Genomic DNA, 17348 nt, shown 5'->3' with positions numbered 1-17348 from the left:
CGGTATTAGCACCGGTTTCCCGGAGTTATCCCGATCTGCAGGGCAGGTTGCCCACGTGTTACTCACCCGTCCGCCGCTAAACCAATGGAGCAAGCTCCAAAGGTTCCGCTCGACTTGCATGTATTAGGCACGCCGCCAGCGTTCGTCCTGAGCCAGGATCAAACTCTCCATTATAGAGTAGTGTTGATTGCTCAATCGTTGCTGGCGCATCGCCGTCCGTAGACGCGCGATTCGCTTTGATCTGCTTGCGCTGATCAGTAAGTTAAGTCACGAACACCGAAGTTCGGAATGGCGAGTGCTCCGATCGCCCGGGGGCGACCATCGCAAAAGCCGTTCGCGCGCCAAGGCGCTCGTGACGTCTTTCGTTGACGTTTTGCTGTTCAGTTTTCAAGGTTCAAATGTTTCGGTTGCTTCAAGAGCAACTCCTTTAATTTATCATCGCTGCACAAAAGAGTCAAGCCTTTTTTAACTTTTTTATTATTGTAAAAAACTTAATTTGTTCAAGCGACGTGTATTATCATAATATATCTCTCCAATAAAAGTCAACACAAAAAGTAAAATGATTTCTCTTGAATAATTATATTTCACAGATCACTCCGCTAATTATACACACTCGATAACATCCTATAATGAAGAAAGCTGACAGTGAATAGCTCTGCCAGCTTTCTTATCCTTTGATTTTTTATTGCTTAACCAAGTAATATCGATGGAATATGCTCTCGCTTTTTGTTTTCACTCCATTAATTGCGATTAAATCTTTTTCAATTAAGAACTCAATCAGCACTTCAAGATTGGAAGAATAGTTTTTCAATTCTTCTTGTTCATGCAATTCCTGAATGGTCCAGCTGCTTTGTCTTTCCATTACTTCACGAATATGACGAGAACCATCTTGTGTGCGTGAATGGATGAAGAATTCGCTTGCTAAAAATAGTAACTCGAGACGCTTATCTAGCGGCTCATCACTTGAAATAAGTTCTTCGTATAATTTATAAATGGCAGGCTCCATCTTTTTGACTTGCGACCAGACAGTTACTTCAGGTGGCAGGCCATTCTCCAGCACAGCCAAACGCGCCAGGTGATGAAGTGACTCCACCATATGATGATAGGCATCCAAATAATTCTTTTCTTCGAAGAACATCTTGCCTTCAAGGTAGCGACGAATCAATTTAGCAAACTCCAAACCCATTTTGATTTTTCTGCCGTAGAAAGGATATTCCTTTAGCTCGGTCTTGAGTTTTTCCATAAATTCATTACGATCGTATATAACCCGCCCATTAAAAAGCCAGTCCACGATTTTCCGGTTCGTTCCAAGCAACAACCATTTGTGCAATTGCTTTTCAGTGATTATATGCATTGCTGCCTTTTTATCAAAATAGGTATAGTGCTTAGTAAAGACCGGTGTCTCATTTTCTTTGGTAATGATAAGAAGGATAGAATCAAATGTATCCGTGATCGGACTGATATCTTCTCTCTTCTCTACAAGAATGACGCCAAGCGTTGTTTCCTGGCTCGCGCGCTCTTGATATAACGGTCTCAATATTTGTTCCATCGTCGTCACTCCCCACTGTCTATCTTCTTGAGTTTTCAGAATTTGCCGGCCGCGCTTTTGATACGCAATTGTCTATGGCGTTTTTCTTTATTTCGACATATTTCTATATATTCCTTTAACAGAATTGGCTTAACCCTTTTTCACATCGTTTATGATATAGTATGATGTACGCAAGGAGGGACCGTTCATGAAGTCTTATAAAAATAAAATCAACCGAATTCGGACCTTCGCCTTGGCCTTGATTTTCATCGGCATCGTCATCATGTATGTCGGCATTTACTTCCGCAATCAGCCCGTGATCATGCTCATCTTTATGTTATTGGGTGTCATCGCCATTATTGGAAGTACAGGTGTCTATGCATGGATCGGCCTGCTCTCGATGAAAACTGTTCCAGTCCAATGTCCGAATTGCGAACGCCATACAAAAATGCTTGGGCGTGTAGATATTTGCATGCATTGTAATGAACCGTTGACGATGGACCCTTCACTCGAAGGCAAAGAATTCGACGAAGAATACAATAAGAAAAATCCACAATTATAAAAAGAATGTCCGCCTAATAGGCGGACATTCTTTTTATTGTGCTTTAGCGGATTCGCCGATACAGTCGCGGCACGTTCCATAAATCTCTAACCTGTGGTAATCAACTTGGAATCCAGTCACATGGGATGCCAAGTGCTCTACTTCGTCCAACCCTGGGTAATGGAAGTCGACAATTTTTCCGCAATCGTTGCAGATCATATGGTAATGGTCATGTGTCACAAAATCGAAACGACTGGAAGAATCACCATAAGTTAGCTCTTTGACGAGCCCTGCCTTTTTGAAAACACGCAAATTATTATAAACAGTAGCTACACTCATATTCGGAAACGCTTTTTCAAGCGCGCGATAAATTTCGTCAGCTGTCGGATGCGAGGTAGATTGGATGATATACTCCAAAATCGCATGACGCTGTGGCGTTATTCGAACACCTGTTGACTTTAATGTATCAAGCGCGTCTTTCAACTGGACTTCAGACATCGCTGGGCACCTCACTTCATATAGATTCTTACATTGTAATCGTTATAATTAGTGTACCCAACTGAATACCTCAATGTCAAGAAATCGCTATAGACCGCATACTATTCCTCATGCAGCCCTTTTTCTTTTGAACCCAATTGGAGGTTGACGTAACGGGCAGCGACAAATAAAAAGTCGGACAGTCGATTCAAATACGCCAGCACGGATGGGGAAACGTCTTCACCGATGTTTATGGCATTGCGCTCAGCCCGTCGTACGATTGTGCGGGCAACGTGAAGCGAAGCTCCAGCGGGATGGCCGCCCGGCAAGATGAAATTAGTAAGCGGAGGCAATTTTTCATCATATTCATCTATCCACGCTTCTAGCTGTGCGATATGGTCTTCTTCTAACTTCCATTTTACTTGTTTGCCTTTTGGTGTAGCGAGTTCTGCACCCACATGGAATAAAACTGTTTGGATTTTATAAAAGGCAGCGCATATGGCTTCTTTTTCTTCAAAAAATTCGCCGTTCAAATGTCCGACCGCAAGTCCGATCATCGTATTCGCTTCGTCACATGTCCCATATGCTTCAACAAGTGGATCATTCTTTTTGACTCTATCGCCGTAAACGAGTGATGTCGTCCCTTTATCGCCTGTTTTGGTATAGATTTTCATGGTCAATAGCCCCTTTCCATATCCACTGGATTTGTCGGAGTCTTCGCGCCTGATAGCCATGCATGTAAATTGGGAATAAAAACGTCTAATGCCCGTTCAACATATTTCCCTGAGTGACTCGAAACGTGCGGTGAAATAATCACATTGTCCATCGTCCAATACGGATGATTGTCTGGTAGCGGCTCTTGTTCAAATACATCCAGCACGGCATAGGCAATTTCATTGTTTTGCATCGCATCTAGCATGATGCGGTCTTCCACCAGATCGCCACGGCCTAAGTTCATGAAAATAGCTGTTTCTTTCATCGCTTGAAAATGTTCTGCCTTCAACAAATGGCGGGTTTCTTTCGTGCTTGGCAATACCGAGATGATAATGTCTGCTTTCGGTAATACGTTAAGTGAATTGTTGAACGAAACCATTTCATCCATGGATTCGGACTCTTTTCCGGTTCGGTTGCAGCCGATTGTGTGAACTCCGAAAGCCTGCAGCAACCTGCCGATTTCCGAACCGATCGCCCCTGGTCCAAAGATGATAGCAGTCGATCCTGACAACTCGGACGATTTGGTTTTGCGGTTCCATTCCTTTTTCCGCTGATTGTCATAGATAAAAGGCAAGGCCCGCTTTAACGATAATAGATGGGCCAATGCCGATTCGGCCATCGGTGTTTTATGGATCCCTCTGACGTTCGATACTACAATTCCTTTTTCAGCGATGGCAGCGTGCGGCATTTTTTCGATGCCCGCACTCGCGACCATAATCCACTTCAAATTATTTGTGCTTTCGATATCTTGTGCGGTCAAGTCTTCTCCGTATGTCACAACTATATCTGCTTTAGGCAGATGGGTTTTGTCTTTGTAAAGAAATTGGAAATTCACTTCAGGAAATTCGGCTCTGAGCCGCTCTTGCTGGTTGTCTCTAGGCAAAAATGTAAATAGAACTTCCATTGTTTTCTTCCTCTCTTATTGGCTGCTTAGTTGTTTAACAGTCTCGAGTACTTCTTGTATATGTTCTTTAACTTTTACTTTTCGCCATTCTTTGACGACGGTTCCTGTCGGGTCGATCAAAAACGTCGAACGCTCGATTCCCCAGAATTCTTTTCCGTACATCTTCTTCAGCACCCATACCCCGTAAGCTTCCGACACTTCGTGGTCTTCATCGACCAATAGCGAAAACGGCAAGCCGTGTTTTTCGATGAATTTCTGATGGCGCTCCTTGGAATCAGCACTGACACCGAGGATTTCGGCATTGAGTTGCGAGAAATCTTCCTGTGCATCGCGGAAATCACATGCTTGAGTTGTACAGCCTGGCGTCATATCTTTCGGGTAAAAATAGAGGATGACGTATTTTTTGCCCGCATAATCCGAAAGCGAAACCGTTTCTCCCTGTTCGTTGTGCAATGTGAATTGGGGTGCTGCCATTCCTTCTAATGTAGTCAAAACCATCACTCCTTTTGTTTCTTCTATCGTACCGGACCGCTCAACTAGTTTCAATTTCTTTGGCGTTTGTTCCTATTATTGTCTACAATAAGGAATAGATTATTATAGGAGGCTGTTTCATGGATCACTCGATTTCCGAACAACTGCACGAAGAAGCTTTAAAACATATCGTCGGAGGGGTCAATAGCCCTTCCCGTTCTTATAAGGCAGTGGGCGGCGGCTCGCCCATTGCGATGGATTATGGAAAAGGCGCACATTTCTACGATGTCGACGGCAATAAATATATCGATTACCTCGCAGCGTATGGACCAATCATCACTGGCCATGGCCACCCGCATATCGCCAAGGCCATTGCCCACGCGGCCGAAACCGGCGTCCTATTCGGCACGCCTACGAAACACGAAATCACTTTCGCGAAAATGCTCAAACAAGCAATGCCTGCGATGGATAAAGTACGCTTTGTCAATAGTGGCACAGAAGCCGTCATGACGACAATTCGCGTGGCGCGCGCTTATACCGGCCGCACGAAAATCATGAAGTTCGCTGGATGTTACCACGGACACTCCGATTTAGTCCTGGTCGCTGCAGGTTCCGGTCCAGCCACGCTTGGAACGCCGGATTCTGCCGGTGTACCGAAATCAATTGCTGATGAAGTCATCACCATTCCATTTAACGACCTACAAGCATACGAAGAAGCAATGGAACGCTGGGGAGATCAACTTTCCTGCATCCTAGTCGAACCAATTGTCGGTAATTTCGGTATTGTCGAACCGCACCCTGGCTTCCTCGAAGGAGTCCACGCATTAGCGAAGGAAAAAGGGGCTTTGATTGTCTATGACGAAGTGATTACAGCTTTCCGCTTCCACTACGGCGGCGCCCAGAATCTGCTTGGGCTGGAACCTGATTTGACGGCCCTTGGCAAGATTATCGGCGGCGGCTTGCCAATCGGCGCATACGGCGGAAAACGTGAAATTATGGATACCGTCGCCCCGCTCGGACCCGCTTATCAAGCGGGGACAATGGCCGGCAACCCCGCTTCGATCCAAGCCGGGATTGCTTGTCTCGAAGTATTGCAGAAAAAAGGTGTCTATGAACGCATGGATCAGTTAGGAGAACGCCTAGAAGCAGGTATTTTAGCTGCAGCCAAGAAGCATGGCGTCACCATTACCATCAATCGCTTAAAAGGTGCATTGACCATCTACTTTACCGATCAAAAAGTGACGAATTACGAGCAGGCAGAAGCTACAGACGGTGAAATTTTCGGCCGATTCTTTAAACTGATGCTCCAACAGGGCATTAATTTAGCGCCGTCCAAATACGAAGCCTGGTTTTTGACTACTGAACATACAGATGAAGATATCGAAACGTCAATCCGAGCAGTAGAGCATGCATTTGCCCAGTTATAAGCAAAGTTTCCTTTATAAAGGAGGTGTTCGCCGGTGAAACTTGGTGCACGCATATTTAAAACGGGTATCGCAATATCACTGGCCTTGTTCTTGGCAACATTTCTTGGGTTGCCGACACCGGTTTTTGCCGGTGTCGCAGCGATTTTTGCTATCCAACCTTCTATTTATCGATCATACTTGACCTTGCTCGATCAATTGTACGGAAATTTAATTGGGGCATCGATTGCCGTCATTTTTGTGCTGACGCTTGGCCCCAATTATTTGACGATCGGCATTGCGGCTATTCTCGCAATCGTCATCATGTTGAAGTTAAAGCTTGAAAACACGGTACCACTGACATTGGTGACTATGATTATCATTATGGATTCGCAATCGGACGATTTCCTGACGTTCGCTTCCTTGCGCTTATTGACTGTTTTAGTCGGTATTTTATCAGCCTTTATCGTCAATTTAATCTTTTTGCCTCCCAAATACGAAACTCGCTTGTTCCAGTCGATACATTCTGTGAGTGAGGATGTCATTCGCTGGATCCGCATTTCGATTCGCCACGCTTCCGATCACTCTTCTGTAAAAGAAGACATCGACAAGCTGACGGAAAAACTAAGCAAAGTCGATCAATGGTATTCGTTTTATAAAGAAGAGCGCAGCTATACGAAAAAGCAGCAATATACCAAAGCACGCAAACTAGTGCTATACCGCCAAATGATTGCCACTTCGAAAAAAAGCTTGGAAGTGCTGCGGCGCTTGAATCGTTATGAAAACGAACTGAAAGACTTGCCCGAACAATTCCATATGATGGTGCAGGAACGGCTTGAGAGTTTAGCGAGCTACCATGAGCAGCTTTACATGAAATACATCGGCAAGCTGCGACCTGAACATAGCGAAAGCTCCGGTCCTGATGCCGTCTTGAAGCGCAATGAAGTGATGTCGATTTTCGTCAAAGAAATCAATTTGTCTACCGAAGTCGAGGAAGATGAATTTTCTGTCTATCATCTCATGCATGTTTTGTCTGCCCTTCTCGATTACGAAGAACACCTTGAGCACCTTGATTTATTGATCATCGCTTACCATAATTACCACGGCGAAGAAGTCGATCGCGATATCGAAAACTCCATATGAAAAAGCGTCCGGTAGTTTACCGGACGCTTTTATTATGACTTCATTCGCGGATCGAGTGCATCACGCAATCCATCCCCCATTAAGTTGAATCCTAGTACCGTCAGCATAATCGCAAGTCCCGGGAAGATCATCGTCCACGGGGCATTGGTCAAATACGAACGGGAATCTGCCAGCATTTTTCCCCATTCAGGTGAAGGCGCTTGTGCACCGAGGCCAAGGAAACCGAGTGCTGCTGCTTCGATAATCGCTGTCGCAATCGCCAATGTCCCTTGAACGATAACTGGTGCCATGGAATTCGGCAGAATATGAGAGCGCAATATCCGGCTGTCTTTCATGCCGATCGCTTTTGCAGACATGATGTATTCATCTTCTTTGATGCTCAATACTTTTGATCGAATCAAGCGCCCGAAGTTCGGAACGTTGATAATCGCGATTGCAATCAATGCATTTCGCAGTGACGGCCCTAGAACCGATACAACTGCAATCGCTAGCAAGATGCTTGGAAACGCAAGCATAATATCGAATATGCGTGAAATGATCGTATCGACCCAGCGCCCGTAATACCCGGCTAAAATTCCGAGAATACTGCCGACGATGACCGACCCGATTACCGCCAAAAACCCAACCCATAGCGAGATGCGGGCACCATATACGACACGCGATAAAATATCACGTCCGAAATCATCGGTACCCATCCAATGATCAGAAGAAGGAGGCAGAAGCCGCTGGGAAAGATTTTGTTCGTTGATGCCTTGCGGTGTGAACATCGGTCCGAAAATCGCCAATAAAATAAAGAAAATGACGATTCCCATTCCGACTACCGCAACTTTACTTTTTCGAAAGCCAAGCCATGCCTCTTTCCATGGTCCGGCGACTTTTTGCATTTCTGCTTTTTCTGTTACTGCAGTTTCAGCCAATGTGCTTCTCCCCCTTCCTAATCATATTTGATCCTCGGGTCGACTAAACCATAAAGCAAATCGACAAAGAGATTGATCATGACAAAGATAAACGCGACGACCAAGATGCCGGACTGGATAACCGGGTAATCACGGAATCCGATCGCTTCGTAAATATAGCGGCCGATGCCTGGCCATCCGAAAATCGTTTCGGTCAATATCGCACCTCCGAGAAGCAAGCCCATCTGTAAACCAATGATGGTCAACACCGGAATGATCGCATTTTTCAAAGCATGCTTGTAGACGACCCAAAACATTTTCACGCCTTTAGCGCGGGCTGTGCGGACATAATCGGAACGCATGACTTCAAGCATCGAAGAACGCGTCATCCGCGCGATGATCGCCATCGGGATGGTCGCTAGCGCCGTTCCAGGAAGCACCAAATGCTTCAATACAGTCGCTGTCTGGCTAAAATCGCCTTGTATCAATGTATCCAACACATAAAAATTAGTAATGCTGTTAATTGGATCCCGCACATTTTCGCGTCCGGTTGTTGGCAAGATGCCCAGTTCGATCGAGAAAATCCACTGGTTCATCAATCCAAGCCAGAAAATCGGCATTGAAACGCCGATCAACGCAAGGATCATTGCCGTGTAATCGAACCATGAGTTTTGAAACCAAGCTGAAATGATGCCGGCATTGATGCCGATAATGACAGCAATGATAATAGCGAACAATGACAATTCAAATGTTGCTGCCAAATATGGCCAAATTTCTTCAGATACCGGTGTACGTGTACGTAAGGAATTACCCAAATCCCCCGTAACCAAGCCTTTCAAGTAATCGAAATATTGGATGTACCAAGGATTATCAAGGCCAAGGCTGGTCCGTAACGATTTAATTGCTTCTTCGGTTGCTTGTTGTCCAAGGATGACCTGTGCTGGATCGCCTGGAATTGCCCGGATGATCATAAAAACGATAAATGTCATGCCGAGTAAAACAGGAATCAATTGCAAAAGCCGTTGTCCGATATAGTGAAGCATCTTCTTCACCTCTCCATCTCTGTTGCAATATGTATTGAAAAGGAGGAGAAATCTGCTCGACCCCTCCCCCTAAAGAAATGCCTACTCTAGATCTACAGATGCTAACTTATCAGAACCAGTTGGGTGTGCTAGGAAATCCACTACGTTTGCGCCACCCGCAAGAAGCGGTGTAGAATGCGCAAGCGGAACCCATGGTGCGTCTTCGTGAATGATTTCTTGTGCTTGCATGTATAATTCGTTGCGCGCATCTTCATCAACTTCTGTTTGTGCAGCGATCAAAAGATCGTGCAATTCTTGGTTTTCATAGTAAGTGTAGTTGTTTGAACCGATATTATCTTGGTCGAGCAATACATACAGGAAGTTGTCTGCATCGCCGTTATCGCCTGTCCAGCCAAGAAGGAATGCATCCGCTTCTCCTGCTGCAGCTTTTTCAAGATACGTTGCCCATTCATAAGAAACGATTTCTGCTGTAATACCGACATCCGCCAAATTGCTTTGGATAGCTTCCGCTACTTTTTGGCCATCCGGCATGTAAGGACGTGGAACTGGCATTGCCCAAAGTTCCATCTCAAAGCCGTCTTCGAGGCCAGCTTCTGCCAATAATTCTTTCGCTTTTTCAGGATCGAATTCATATCCTTCGATATCATCATTGTAACCGCTGATTACTGGCGGCATCGGGTTTTTCGCCACTTCGGCGCGCCCTTCGAAGAATGAATCAACAAGTGCCTGGCGGTCGATTGCATGGTTCATCGCCTGGCGCACCAATGGATCGTCAAATGGTTCACGTGTAGAAGTCAGTCCGAGGTAGCCGACATTCATCGACGGACGCTCGAACAATTGCAAGTTGTCATTGTCTTCGATTGTTTGTGAATCCGAAGGCGTAATGCCATCAGCCAAATCGATCTCGCCTGACAATAAGGCGTTTAAGCGAGCCGAGTTATCCGGAATCGCACGGAATACGACGCGATCCAGTTTCGGCTCTCCTTCAACCCAGTAATCATCGAATTTTTCGATTGTCACGGTATCGTTCCGGTTCCATTCTACAAATTGGAATGGCCCTGTTCCGACTGGGTTATCGCCGAATGTGTCGCCAGCTTCTTCAAATGCTGTTGGAGATGCGATGCCGAACGGGCTCATCGCCAAGTTTTTCAAGAATGGTGCTTGCGGGCGTTTCAATTTAATAACGACTTCGTAATCGCCTGTCGCTTCAACAGATTCGATGACGTGTTCTTCTGCATCACCAAAACCACCAAACATCGACTGGTAATATGGGAATTGATCGGAATCGCCGCCCGACCAACGCTCAAAGTTCGCGACTACGGCTTCTGCGTTGAAATCCGTGCCGTCATGGAAAGTTACCCCTTCTTGCAATTGGAACGTGTAAGTCAAACCGTCTTCAGCTGCATCCCAGTCACTCGCAAGGCCTGGTTCGATTTCTGTATCCTGCTCGCCGAAGTTGATCAGCGTGTCGAAAATGTTCTTCGTTACTTTGAACGACTCGCCATCTGTTACTGCAATCGGATCCAATGAAACTGAGTCTCCGCCGCGACCGAAGATCAAGACTTTCTCTTCGCCAGATTCTGAATCGCCGCCGCTTTCTCCGCCAGATTCCGTCTCATCGCCGCCTGAACAGCCATAAAGCGCCGTTGACAGCAAGAGCAGCATCAGAAAAGCTAATGATACGATTTTCTTTTTCCCCAAAATAACCCCTCCGTTATGTTTTTTTATTATCATTGCGGCCTGCATGCCTCATAAAGATGGCAAGCCACAGAATGACTAGGTTCAACTTCCGCAAAAAGCGGGACTTCTTGCGAGCAAATATCCATTTTAAAAGGGCACCGTGTATGGAATCGGCAGCCCGAAGGCGGATTCGCCGGGCTCGGCACGTCTCCGCTGATAACGACTTCTTCCCTCACAAAGCCGGGATCCGGTACGGGCACTGAAGAAAGCAACGCTTGTGTATAAGGATGAAGCGGCTTTTCATACAAGCTTTCTGTATCCGCGAGCTCTGCCATTTGGCCTAAATACATAACGCCGACACGGTTGCTGATGTGGCGGACGACCCCAAGATCATGGGCAATGAAAATGTATGTCAGCTTCAGGTCGCGCTGCAGGTCTTGCATCAAATTGAGCACCTGTGCTTGAATCGACACATCGAGCGCCGAAACCGGCTCATCGGCGATGATCAGTTTCGGATTGGTCATGAGTGCCCGAGCGATGCCGATGCGCTGTCGCTGCCCGCCGCTGAATTGATGCGGATAGCGTTTTGCATGATAGCTACTGAGTCCTACAATTTCGAGAAATTCGTGCACTTTGCGTTTGCGTTCTTTCGGGTCTCCGATATTATGCACATTCAAAGGCTCCATCAGAATTTTCTCGATGCTGTGGCGTGGATTGAGTGATGCATATGGATCTTGGAAGACCATTTGGATGTCGCGCCTCGCTTTGCGCATTTCCGACGGAGATAAGCTGGTCAACTCCTGCCCGTCAAAGGTTACGGTGCCTTCCGTCGGTTCGAGCAAGCGCATCAGCATGCGTCCGGTCGTCGATTTACCGCAGCCTGATTCGCCGACAATACCGAGCGTTTCCCCTTCGTTGACGAAAAAAGAAACGTCATCTACGGCTTTGACATGGCCAGTCACCCGGCTGAGCAGCCCCCCTTTGATCGGGAAGTATTTTTTCAGCCCTTCAACTTTCAATAACGGTTCTGTCATGCGACTTGGCCTCCTTCGGGTCAAATAGGAAACAACGCGTCTGGTGATCAGATGCCGTCTGGTACAATTCCGGATTTTCGACAACACAGCGATCAAACGCAAATTCACAACGCTCCGCAAACTTGCATCCTGTTTTGATCGTTCCCGGTTTCGGTACGTTTCCTGGGATGGAATATAGACGTTCCTTTTTATAGCGCATATCAGGTACGCTGGCGAGCAATCCTTGTGTATACGGATGCTGAGGATCATTAAAAATAGTATGTACTGGAGCTTCTTCGACCACTTTTCCGCCATACATGACGATGACGCGTTCACAGGTCTCGGCAACAACGCCAAGATCATGGGTGATCAACAAAACAGCTGTATTCAAGCGCTCATTTAAGTTCTTGATGAGCTTTAATATTTGTGCTTGGATTGTGACGTCGAGTGCGGTTGTCGGCTCGTCGGCGATCAGCACTTGCGGATCGCACAGCAAAGCCATCGCGATCATGACACGCTGGCGCATGCCTCCGGATAATTGATGGGGGTATTCATTGAGCAAAGCTTCCGGCCTTGGCAAGCCGACCAGCTTCATCATCTCCACAGCGCGAGCTTGAATTTGCTTTTTCGACCAATCTTTTTTATGGATTTTCAGCGCTTCTCTCAATTGATCCCCGATGGTGAACAATGGATTCAGTGAAGTCATCGGTTCCTGGAAAATCATCGCAATATCATCACCGCGTATTTGCCGCATTTGCTTATCGGATAATTTCGTCAAATCTTTATCTTGGAATAAAATTTCTCCACTTACAATTTTCCCTGGAGGACTTGGTACAAGCCCCATTATGGACAATGAGGTAACACTTTTCCCGCAGCCTGATTCTCCTACGATGCCGAGTACTTCCCCTTCTCTAATGTGGAAATCCACGTTATCGACAGCGGGTATTTCTCCATCATCAGTGAAAAAGGAAGTGCGCAAGCCTTTCACATCCAAGATGGTTTTACGTTCGTCCATAGTGATCCTCCCTTTACAAGTTAAATTATTCTGAACATTCTCCGTGTTTCCATTATACGTAATATTAGTAGTAATGCAATAGTTTTTAGGAGATTTGACTTGGCCTTCCTACCTATTAAAAAAGCTCCCCAAAATTGGGGAGCCTGAAATAATTAACCTATGTTCTGCACTTGGAATAGTTTGTAATAGACGCCGCGTCTGTTCAGCAGTTCTTCATGCGTTCCTTGTTCCGCCAATTGTCCATTGTCGATTACAAGGATTTGATCTGCGTGGGTAATGGTTGATAAGCGGTGCGCTACCATCAATGTTGTGCGGTCGTGGGCGAGGCGCTCTAGTGAATCTTGGATAAGCGCTTCACTTTCTAAATCAAGCGCGGAAGTTGCTTCATCCAAAATCAAAATCGCCGGATCTTTCAGGAATACACGTGAAATGGCGATGCGCTGTTTTTGGCCGCCGGATAATTTGACACCACGCTCTCCCACTTTCGTATCATAGCCTTCCGGCAAGTTCTCAATGAATTCATGGGCATTTGCCGCTTTCGCCGCAGCGATAACTTGTGCATCTGTTGCATCCGGTTGGCCCATCAAAATATTCTCTTTGACGGATTCACTGAACAGGATAGAATCTTGCAGCACTAGCCCGATTTGATCGCGCAATGAGTGGATGGTGACATCTTTGACGTCATGCCCGTCCATGCGGATCGTTCCTTCTGTTACATCGTAGAAACGAGGAATCAACGAAACGATTGTTGACTTGCCGCCGCCGCTCATGCCGACAAATGCGACCGTCTCACCTGGATTGACGGTAAAATTCAAATTCGTCAGTACTTCACTGCCCCCGTCGCCGTAATTGAAACCGACATTCTGGAATTCCAGCTTGCCGTCGACGCGCCCCAGTTCACGCGCATCTTTCTTGTCGGTGACGTCGTATTCTTCATCGACCATTTCGAATACACGGTCCATCGAAGCGAGTGACTGCACGAGTGTAGTCGAGGAGTTGACCAACCGACGCAACGGATTGTACAAGCGTTCGATATAGGCGATAAATGCCACCATAGTACCAAGCGTCAAATTCTCCTGGATGACCTGGTAGCCGGCATAGCCGATGACTAATAGCGGTGCGATGTCGGTAATCGTATTGACGACCGCAAATGCTTTGGCATTCCATTTTGTATGATCGATTGCTTTTGTTAAAAAATTATCGTTCGTTTTATTAAAGATTTTTTTTTCGTGATTTTCGAGTGCAAAGCTTTTGATAATGCTCATACCTTGTACACGTTCATGCAAATAACTTTGCACATCGGCTAGAGCCTGAGAACGTTCGCGCGTCAAATCACGCAAGCGCCCGAAGAAATATTTGACACTGATCGCATAGAATGGGAAAGCGAGAAGTGCGACGATCGTTAATGGAATGTCCATCGTCAGCATGATGATGATAGCAATTAAAATAGTCGCTGCATCGAGCCAAACATTCATCAAGCCGATCATGACAAAGTTTTTCGTCTGTTCGACATCATTGATGACGCGGGAAATGATTTCACCTGCACGTGTGTTTGAATAATAGCGCAAGCTGAGACGTTGCAGGTGATCGTATAAATAACCCCGGATGTCATAGAGGATTTTATTGCTGACAAGTTGCGCAAAATACTGGCGGTAATATTCAATCGGCGGCCGCAGCAGGAAAAACACAATGGCCGTTCCGCCGAGCCAGAGATAAAGCTGGCTAAGTTTTTCTGCATTCGTTAAAGCTTCGGCACCGATGATGTCATCGATTACGATTTTAATTAAAAGCGGGATAAAAAGCGGGATCGCAAACTTGAATACCCCGATAAAAATCGTCAAGGCAATCTGCCAATAGTAGGGCTTGACGAATTTCATATAGCGTTTCATACTGCCCAAACTGTTCACTCCATTCTGTTCAAAACGAAAAACCTGTTGGCAGGCAACAGGTTTTTCATGTTAATCATGAATCCGGTTATGCTTATGGAATTCATACCGGTTCGTCCATACTTCGATAAAATCCTGGGCAAAAGGGCCTCTTCTTTGTTTGATCCAACTGATCAGTTTGTCTACGTTTCGGTAGAGGATCTGGTCGATCACTTCTGGGTAGCCCATTTGCCGCTTATGATCTTCGTATTCGTCTTCATCCAACAGCGTGTAAGACATATCCGGAAACACTTTTACATCCAAGTCATAATCGATATACTTCAACGATCCATTATTGTAGACAAACGGCGAGCTAATATTGCAATAATAATAGACCCCGTCGTCACGCAGCATGCAAATGATATTGAACCAATGTTCGGCATGAAAATAACAGATGGACGGCTCTCGCGTCAACCATGTCCTGCCGTCGGATTCCCTCACCAGCGTGCGTTCATTCGCACCGATTACAATATTGTTTGTCCCTTTCAGTACAGTTGTTTCCTGCCAGACACGGTGGATGCGTCCGTTGTGCTTGTAACTGTGGATCTGGATTTTTTCACCCTCCGCAGGAACCGTCATGCACCATCCCACCTTTTCGTCTAACTATCGCTATATGTTTTCTCTCGCTCATTATATCAATCAATTCTGAAAACATACAGCAATAAGGCGAAAGTTGTGAGAATCACATGACGATAGACCGACCTCCGTCGACGATAATCGTCTGTCCGCGGATCATATCGGCATGGTCTGAGATCAAGAACATTGCTGTGTTCACCATATCCTCGATTTCAACCATGCGGCCGGCTGGCGTGTTGTCACGCGCATCCCCGAGAAGTTCCTCGCGGTTTGGGAAATGCTTTAGTGCTTCAGTGTCAAGCGCTCCGCCGGATACCGTATTGACTGCGATGTTTTTTGGTGCCAGTTCGACAGCCAAATAACGGGTAATCGACTCGACAGCCGCTTTGGAAACACCGATCGTCGTATAATTTTCCAAATAACGGATCGACCCGAGCGAGCTGATGCCGATGATTTTGCCGCCTTTGTCCATCAGTTTTGCCGCTTCTTGCGCACCGAACAACATCGCTTTGGCGTTGATGTTCATCGTCCAGTCCCAGTGTGATTCTTCCAATTCCATAACCGGGCGCAAAACGCCAGAGGCCGCATTGGATACAAACACATCAAGACGCCCGAATTCTTCACGGATTGTCTCAAACATGCCGCGCAGCTTTTCGACGTCCCCTACATTGGCACGGACGAGCAAAGCTTTCTGCCCACGCGCTTCGATTTCTTTAACCGTATCAAGCGCAGCCGTTTTGCTGCGTGCATAATTGACGACAACATCATATCCGGCATCTGCTAAGGCAATTGCCATCGCTTTGCCAAGTCCTCGGCTGCTGCCGGTCACTAATGCCACTTTTTGTTCTGTCATTTCGCTACATCTCCTCTTTGCTCTAAGGCAGTCTTCATTTTTTGGCCGGGCCCTGCAATCGGCAAGTTCTCTAATTGCTCCGGCGTCACCCATCTCATCTTTTCAGGAGCAGGAAATTCCTGCGCTTTGGCCAGATAGCCATCCACATTCCATGTTAAATGAGAAAACACATGTTTGAAAGCAGTAATTTTTTCTACGTCGACAACTTCGCCATTCAACGTTTCCGCATATAATTCGCCGGCTTCATGCGGAGCGAGGGGTGCCGTCAGCTCGAGCATCGGATATTGCCACATGCCCGCAAGCAGCCCCTTATCCGGCCGCTGCTCCATCAAAAGTTTGTCGCCGCTCCAAATCGCCATCATTGCAAAATCGGCGGTACGGCTTTTTTTCACTTTCGTCTTGACCGGCAGCTCGGTTTCTTTGCCGGCGTCGAATGCGGCGCAATGTTCACGCACTGGACATAATAAACATTTTGGCGAAGTCGGTGTGCATATGAGTGCGCCCAGTTCCATAAGCCCTTGATTGAATGAAGAAGGGTCTTCGTGGCTGATCAATTCCGTTACGGCGTGTTCGAAGGTTTTCCGGGTTTTCGGTTTGGCGATATCTTCTTCGATCAACAGAATACGGCTGAGCACGCGCATGACGTTGCCATCGACGGCATGTTCCGGTACGCCGTAAGCAATACTCAGAACAGCCCCGGCAGTATAAGGGCCAACCCCTTTTAATGAGGAGATTTCCTTGCGAGTATTCGGCACGATGCCTCCGTAGTTCTCGGCCACTTCACGCACACCCGCCTGCAAATTGCGAGCACGCGAATAATAGCCGAGCCCTTCCCAGAGCTTTAACAATGTTTCTTCTTCTGCTGCCGCTAAAGTTTCGACAGTGGGAAATTTCTCGACAAAGCGTTTATAATAAGGAATAACCGTATCGACTCGTGTTTGTTGGAGCATGACTTCGGAAATCCAAATTTGGTATGGGTCGGCAGTGCGCCGCCAAGGTAAATCGCGCTGCTCTTTTTGGAACCAGCCGATCAAATCTTGTTGAAATTGCTGCTTATTCATATTTATGCTGACTGCCTCCGTTCTTGCTGATTATTCCGCCCGAAAATTGGGTATGTAGTATTGAAGGAATATGCTTATTTTAACAAACGAAGAGCATACAAGACA

At 46.4% G+C, this 17348-nt stretch carries 17 protein-coding genes and 1 rRNA gene; 3 read left to right on the top strand and 15 right to left on the bottom strand.

Annotated elements, in window-relative coordinates:
• Both ACFO5U_RS00460 and ACFO5U_RS00455 read right to left on the bottom strand, forming a co-directional pair.
• A 16S ribosomal RNA gene (locus ACFO5U_RS00460) occupies positions 1-174 on the bottom strand; the annotation flags it as partial.
• A 508-nt stretch (positions 175-682) separates the two neighbouring features.
• On the bottom strand, positions 683-1549 hold the full coding sequence (locus ACFO5U_RS00455) for a nucleotidyltransferase-like protein (protein WP_377275704.1): 867 nt from the start codon (positions 1547-1549) through the stop codon (positions 683-685).
• A 187-nt stretch (positions 1550-1736) separates the two neighbouring features.
• Here ACFO5U_RS00455 and ACFO5U_RS00450 point away from each other — a divergent pair, with 187 nt between their 5' ends.
• Complete coding sequence (locus ACFO5U_RS00450) at positions 1737-2090, top strand: YgzB family protein (RefSeq protein ID WP_377275702.1); 354 nt, start codon at positions 1737-1739, stop codon at positions 2088-2090.
• A 33-nt stretch (positions 2091-2123) separates the two neighbouring features.
• Here the strand turns inward: ACFO5U_RS00450 and perR are convergent, their stop codons facing one another.
• The 4 genes from perR to bcp form a co-directional block, all read right to left on the bottom strand.
• Complete coding sequence (gene perR, locus ACFO5U_RS00445) at positions 2124-2567, bottom strand: peroxide-responsive transcriptional repressor PerR (RefSeq protein WP_377275700.1); 444 nt, start codon at positions 2565-2567, stop codon at positions 2124-2126.
• Positions 2568-2668: 101 nt separating this feature from the next.
• Positions 2669-3220 (bottom strand): cob(I)yrinic acid a,c-diamide adenosyltransferase, encoded by a 552-nt coding sequence (locus tag ACFO5U_RS00440; RefSeq protein ID WP_377275698.1) that lies wholly within the window; start codon positions 3218-3220, stop codon positions 2669-2671.
• A gap of 2 nt (positions 3221-3222) precedes the next feature.
• Positions 3223-4164, bottom strand: a complete 942-nt coding sequence (locus tag ACFO5U_RS00435; protein WP_377275697.1) for a D-2-hydroxyacid dehydrogenase — start codon at positions 4162-4164, stop codon at positions 3223-3225.
• A gap of 15 nt (positions 4165-4179) precedes the next feature.
• Positions 4180-4656 carry a thioredoxin-dependent thiol peroxidase gene (bcp, locus tag ACFO5U_RS00430; RefSeq protein WP_377275695.1) on the bottom strand — a complete coding sequence of 159 codons (477 nt, stop codon included), beginning with the start codon at positions 4654-4656 and terminating at the stop codon, positions 4180-4182.
• Between the two features lie 119 nt (positions 4657-4775).
• Here bcp and ACFO5U_RS00425 point away from each other — a divergent pair, with 119 nt between their 5' ends.
• Both ACFO5U_RS00425 and ACFO5U_RS00420 read left to right on the top strand, forming a co-directional pair.
• A complete protein-coding gene (locus tag ACFO5U_RS00425; RefSeq protein ID WP_377275693.1) occupies positions 4776-6062 on the top strand; it encodes a glutamate-1-semialdehyde 2,1-aminomutase in 1287 nt (428 codons plus the stop codon).
• Positions 6063-6095: 33 nt separating this feature from the next.
• Positions 6096-7181 carry an aromatic acid exporter family protein gene (locus ACFO5U_RS00420; protein WP_377275691.1) on the top strand — a complete coding sequence of 362 codons (1086 nt, stop codon included), beginning with the start codon at positions 6096-6098 and terminating at the stop codon, positions 7179-7181.
• Between the two features lie 32 nt (positions 7182-7213).
• Here ACFO5U_RS00420 and nikC read toward each other — a convergent pair whose 3' ends face one another.
• From nikC to mutY, 9 genes are all read right to left on the bottom strand, one after another.
• Positions 7214-8065 carry a nickel transporter permease gene (nikC, locus tag ACFO5U_RS00415; RefSeq protein WP_377275712.1) on the bottom strand — a complete coding sequence of 284 codons (852 nt, stop codon included), beginning with the start codon at positions 8063-8065 and terminating at the stop codon, positions 7214-7216.
• 50 nt (positions 8066-8115) lie between these two features.
• Positions 8116-9120 (bottom strand): ABC transporter permease, encoded by a 1005-nt coding sequence (locus ACFO5U_RS00410; protein ID WP_377275690.1) that lies wholly within the window; start codon positions 9118-9120, stop codon positions 8116-8118.
• A gap of 81 nt (positions 9121-9201) precedes the next feature.
• A complete protein-coding gene (locus ACFO5U_RS00405; protein ID WP_377275710.1) occupies positions 9202-10785 on the bottom strand; it encodes an ABC transporter substrate-binding protein in 1584 nt (527 codons plus the stop codon).
• A gap of 65 nt (positions 10786-10850) precedes the next feature.
• A complete protein-coding gene (locus ACFO5U_RS00400) occupies positions 10851-11834 on the bottom strand; it encodes an ABC transporter ATP-binding protein (protein ID WP_377275688.1) in 984 nt (327 codons plus the stop codon).
• The gene (locus tag ACFO5U_RS00395) at positions 11809-12828 is read right to left on the bottom strand and encodes an ABC transporter ATP-binding protein (protein WP_377275686.1); all 1020 of its coding nucleotides are present in this window, start codon (positions 12826-12828) and stop codon (positions 11809-11811) included. Before ACFO5U_RS00395 ends, ACFO5U_RS00400 begins: the two co-directional genes overlap by 26 nt.
• Positions 12829-12980: 152 nt before the next feature.
• The gene (locus tag ACFO5U_RS00390; RefSeq protein WP_377275684.1) at positions 12981-14726 is read right to left on the bottom strand and encodes an ABC transporter ATP-binding protein; all 1746 of its coding nucleotides are present in this window, start codon (positions 14724-14726) and stop codon (positions 12981-12983) included.
• 60 nt (positions 14727-14786) lie between these two features.
• The gene (gene ntdP, locus ACFO5U_RS00385) at positions 14787-15332 is read right to left on the bottom strand and encodes a nucleoside tri-diphosphate phosphatase (protein ID WP_215109257.1); all 546 of its coding nucleotides are present in this window, start codon (positions 15330-15332) and stop codon (positions 14787-14789) included.
• A gap of 103 nt (positions 15333-15435) precedes the next feature.
• Positions 15436-16182: an enoyl-[acyl-carrier-protein] reductase FabL gene (fabL, locus tag ACFO5U_RS00380; RefSeq protein WP_377275682.1), complete on the bottom strand. Its 747-nt coding sequence runs from the start codon at positions 16180-16182 to the stop codon at positions 15436-15438.
• On the bottom strand, positions 16179-17243 hold the full coding sequence (gene mutY / locus ACFO5U_RS00375; protein WP_377275681.1) for an A/G-specific adenine glycosylase: 1065 nt from the start codon (positions 17241-17243) through the stop codon (positions 16179-16181). Before mutY ends, fabL begins: the two co-directional genes overlap by 4 nt.
• Positions 17244-17348: the final 105 nt, after the last annotated feature.

Origin of the sequence: Planococcus dechangensis, from assembly GCF_042654465.1 — a bacterium.
GTDB lineage: Bacteria > Bacillota > Bacilli > Bacillales_A > Planococcaceae > Planococcus > Planococcus dechangensis.
This window is presented reverse-complemented; position numbering and strand designations above follow the sequence as displayed.

Coding starts and splice junctions, on each gene's coding strand:
- ACFO5U_RS00455 (WP_377275704.1), bottom strand. CDS start 1,549: ATGGAACAAATATTGAGACCGTTATATCAAGAGCGCGCGAGCCAGGAA.
- ACFO5U_RS00450 (WP_377275702.1), top strand. CDS start 1,737: ATGAAGTCTTATAAAAATAAAATCAACCGAATTCGGACCTTCGCCTTG.
- perR (WP_377275700.1), bottom strand. CDS start 2,567: ATGTCTGAAGTCCAGTTGAAAGACGCGCTTGATACATTAAAGTCAACA.
- ACFO5U_RS00440 (WP_377275698.1), bottom strand. CDS start 3,220: ATGAAAATCTATACCAAAACAGGCGATAAAGGGACGACATCACTCGTT.
- ACFO5U_RS00435 (WP_377275697.1), bottom strand. CDS start 4,164: ATGGAAGTTCTATTTACATTTTTGCCTAGAGACAACCAGCAAGAGCGG.
- ACFO5U_RS00425 (WP_377275693.1), top strand. CDS start 4,776: ATGGATCACTCGATTTCCGAACAACTGCACGAAGAAGCTTTAAAACAT.
- nikC (WP_377275712.1), bottom strand. CDS start 8,065: ATGCAAAAAGTCGCCGGACCATGGAAAGAGGCATGGCTTGGCTTTCGA.
- ACFO5U_RS00410 (WP_377275690.1), bottom strand. CDS start 9,120: ATGCTTCACTATATCGGACAACGGCTTTTGCAATTGATTCCTGTTTTA.
- ACFO5U_RS00405 (WP_377275710.1), bottom strand. CDS start 10,785: ATGCTGCTCTTGCTGTCAACGGCGCTTTATGGCTGTTCAGGCGGCGAT.
- ACFO5U_RS00400 (WP_377275688.1), bottom strand. CDS start 11,834: ATGACAGAACCGTTATTGAAAGTTGAAGGGCTGAAAAAATACTTCCCG.
- ACFO5U_RS00395 (WP_377275686.1), bottom strand. CDS start 12,828: ATGGACGAACGTAAAACCATCTTGGATGTGAAAGGCTTGCGCACTTCC.
- ntdP (WP_215109257.1), bottom strand. CDS start 15,332: ATGACGGTTCCTGCGGAGGGTGAAAAAATCCAGATCCACAGTTACAAG.
- fabL (WP_377275682.1), bottom strand. CDS start 16,182: ATGACAGAACAAAAAGTGGCATTAGTGACCGGCAGCAGCCGAGGACTT.
- mutY (WP_377275681.1), bottom strand. CDS start 17,243: ATGAATAAGCAGCAATTTCAACAAGATTTGATCGGCTGGTTCCAAAAA.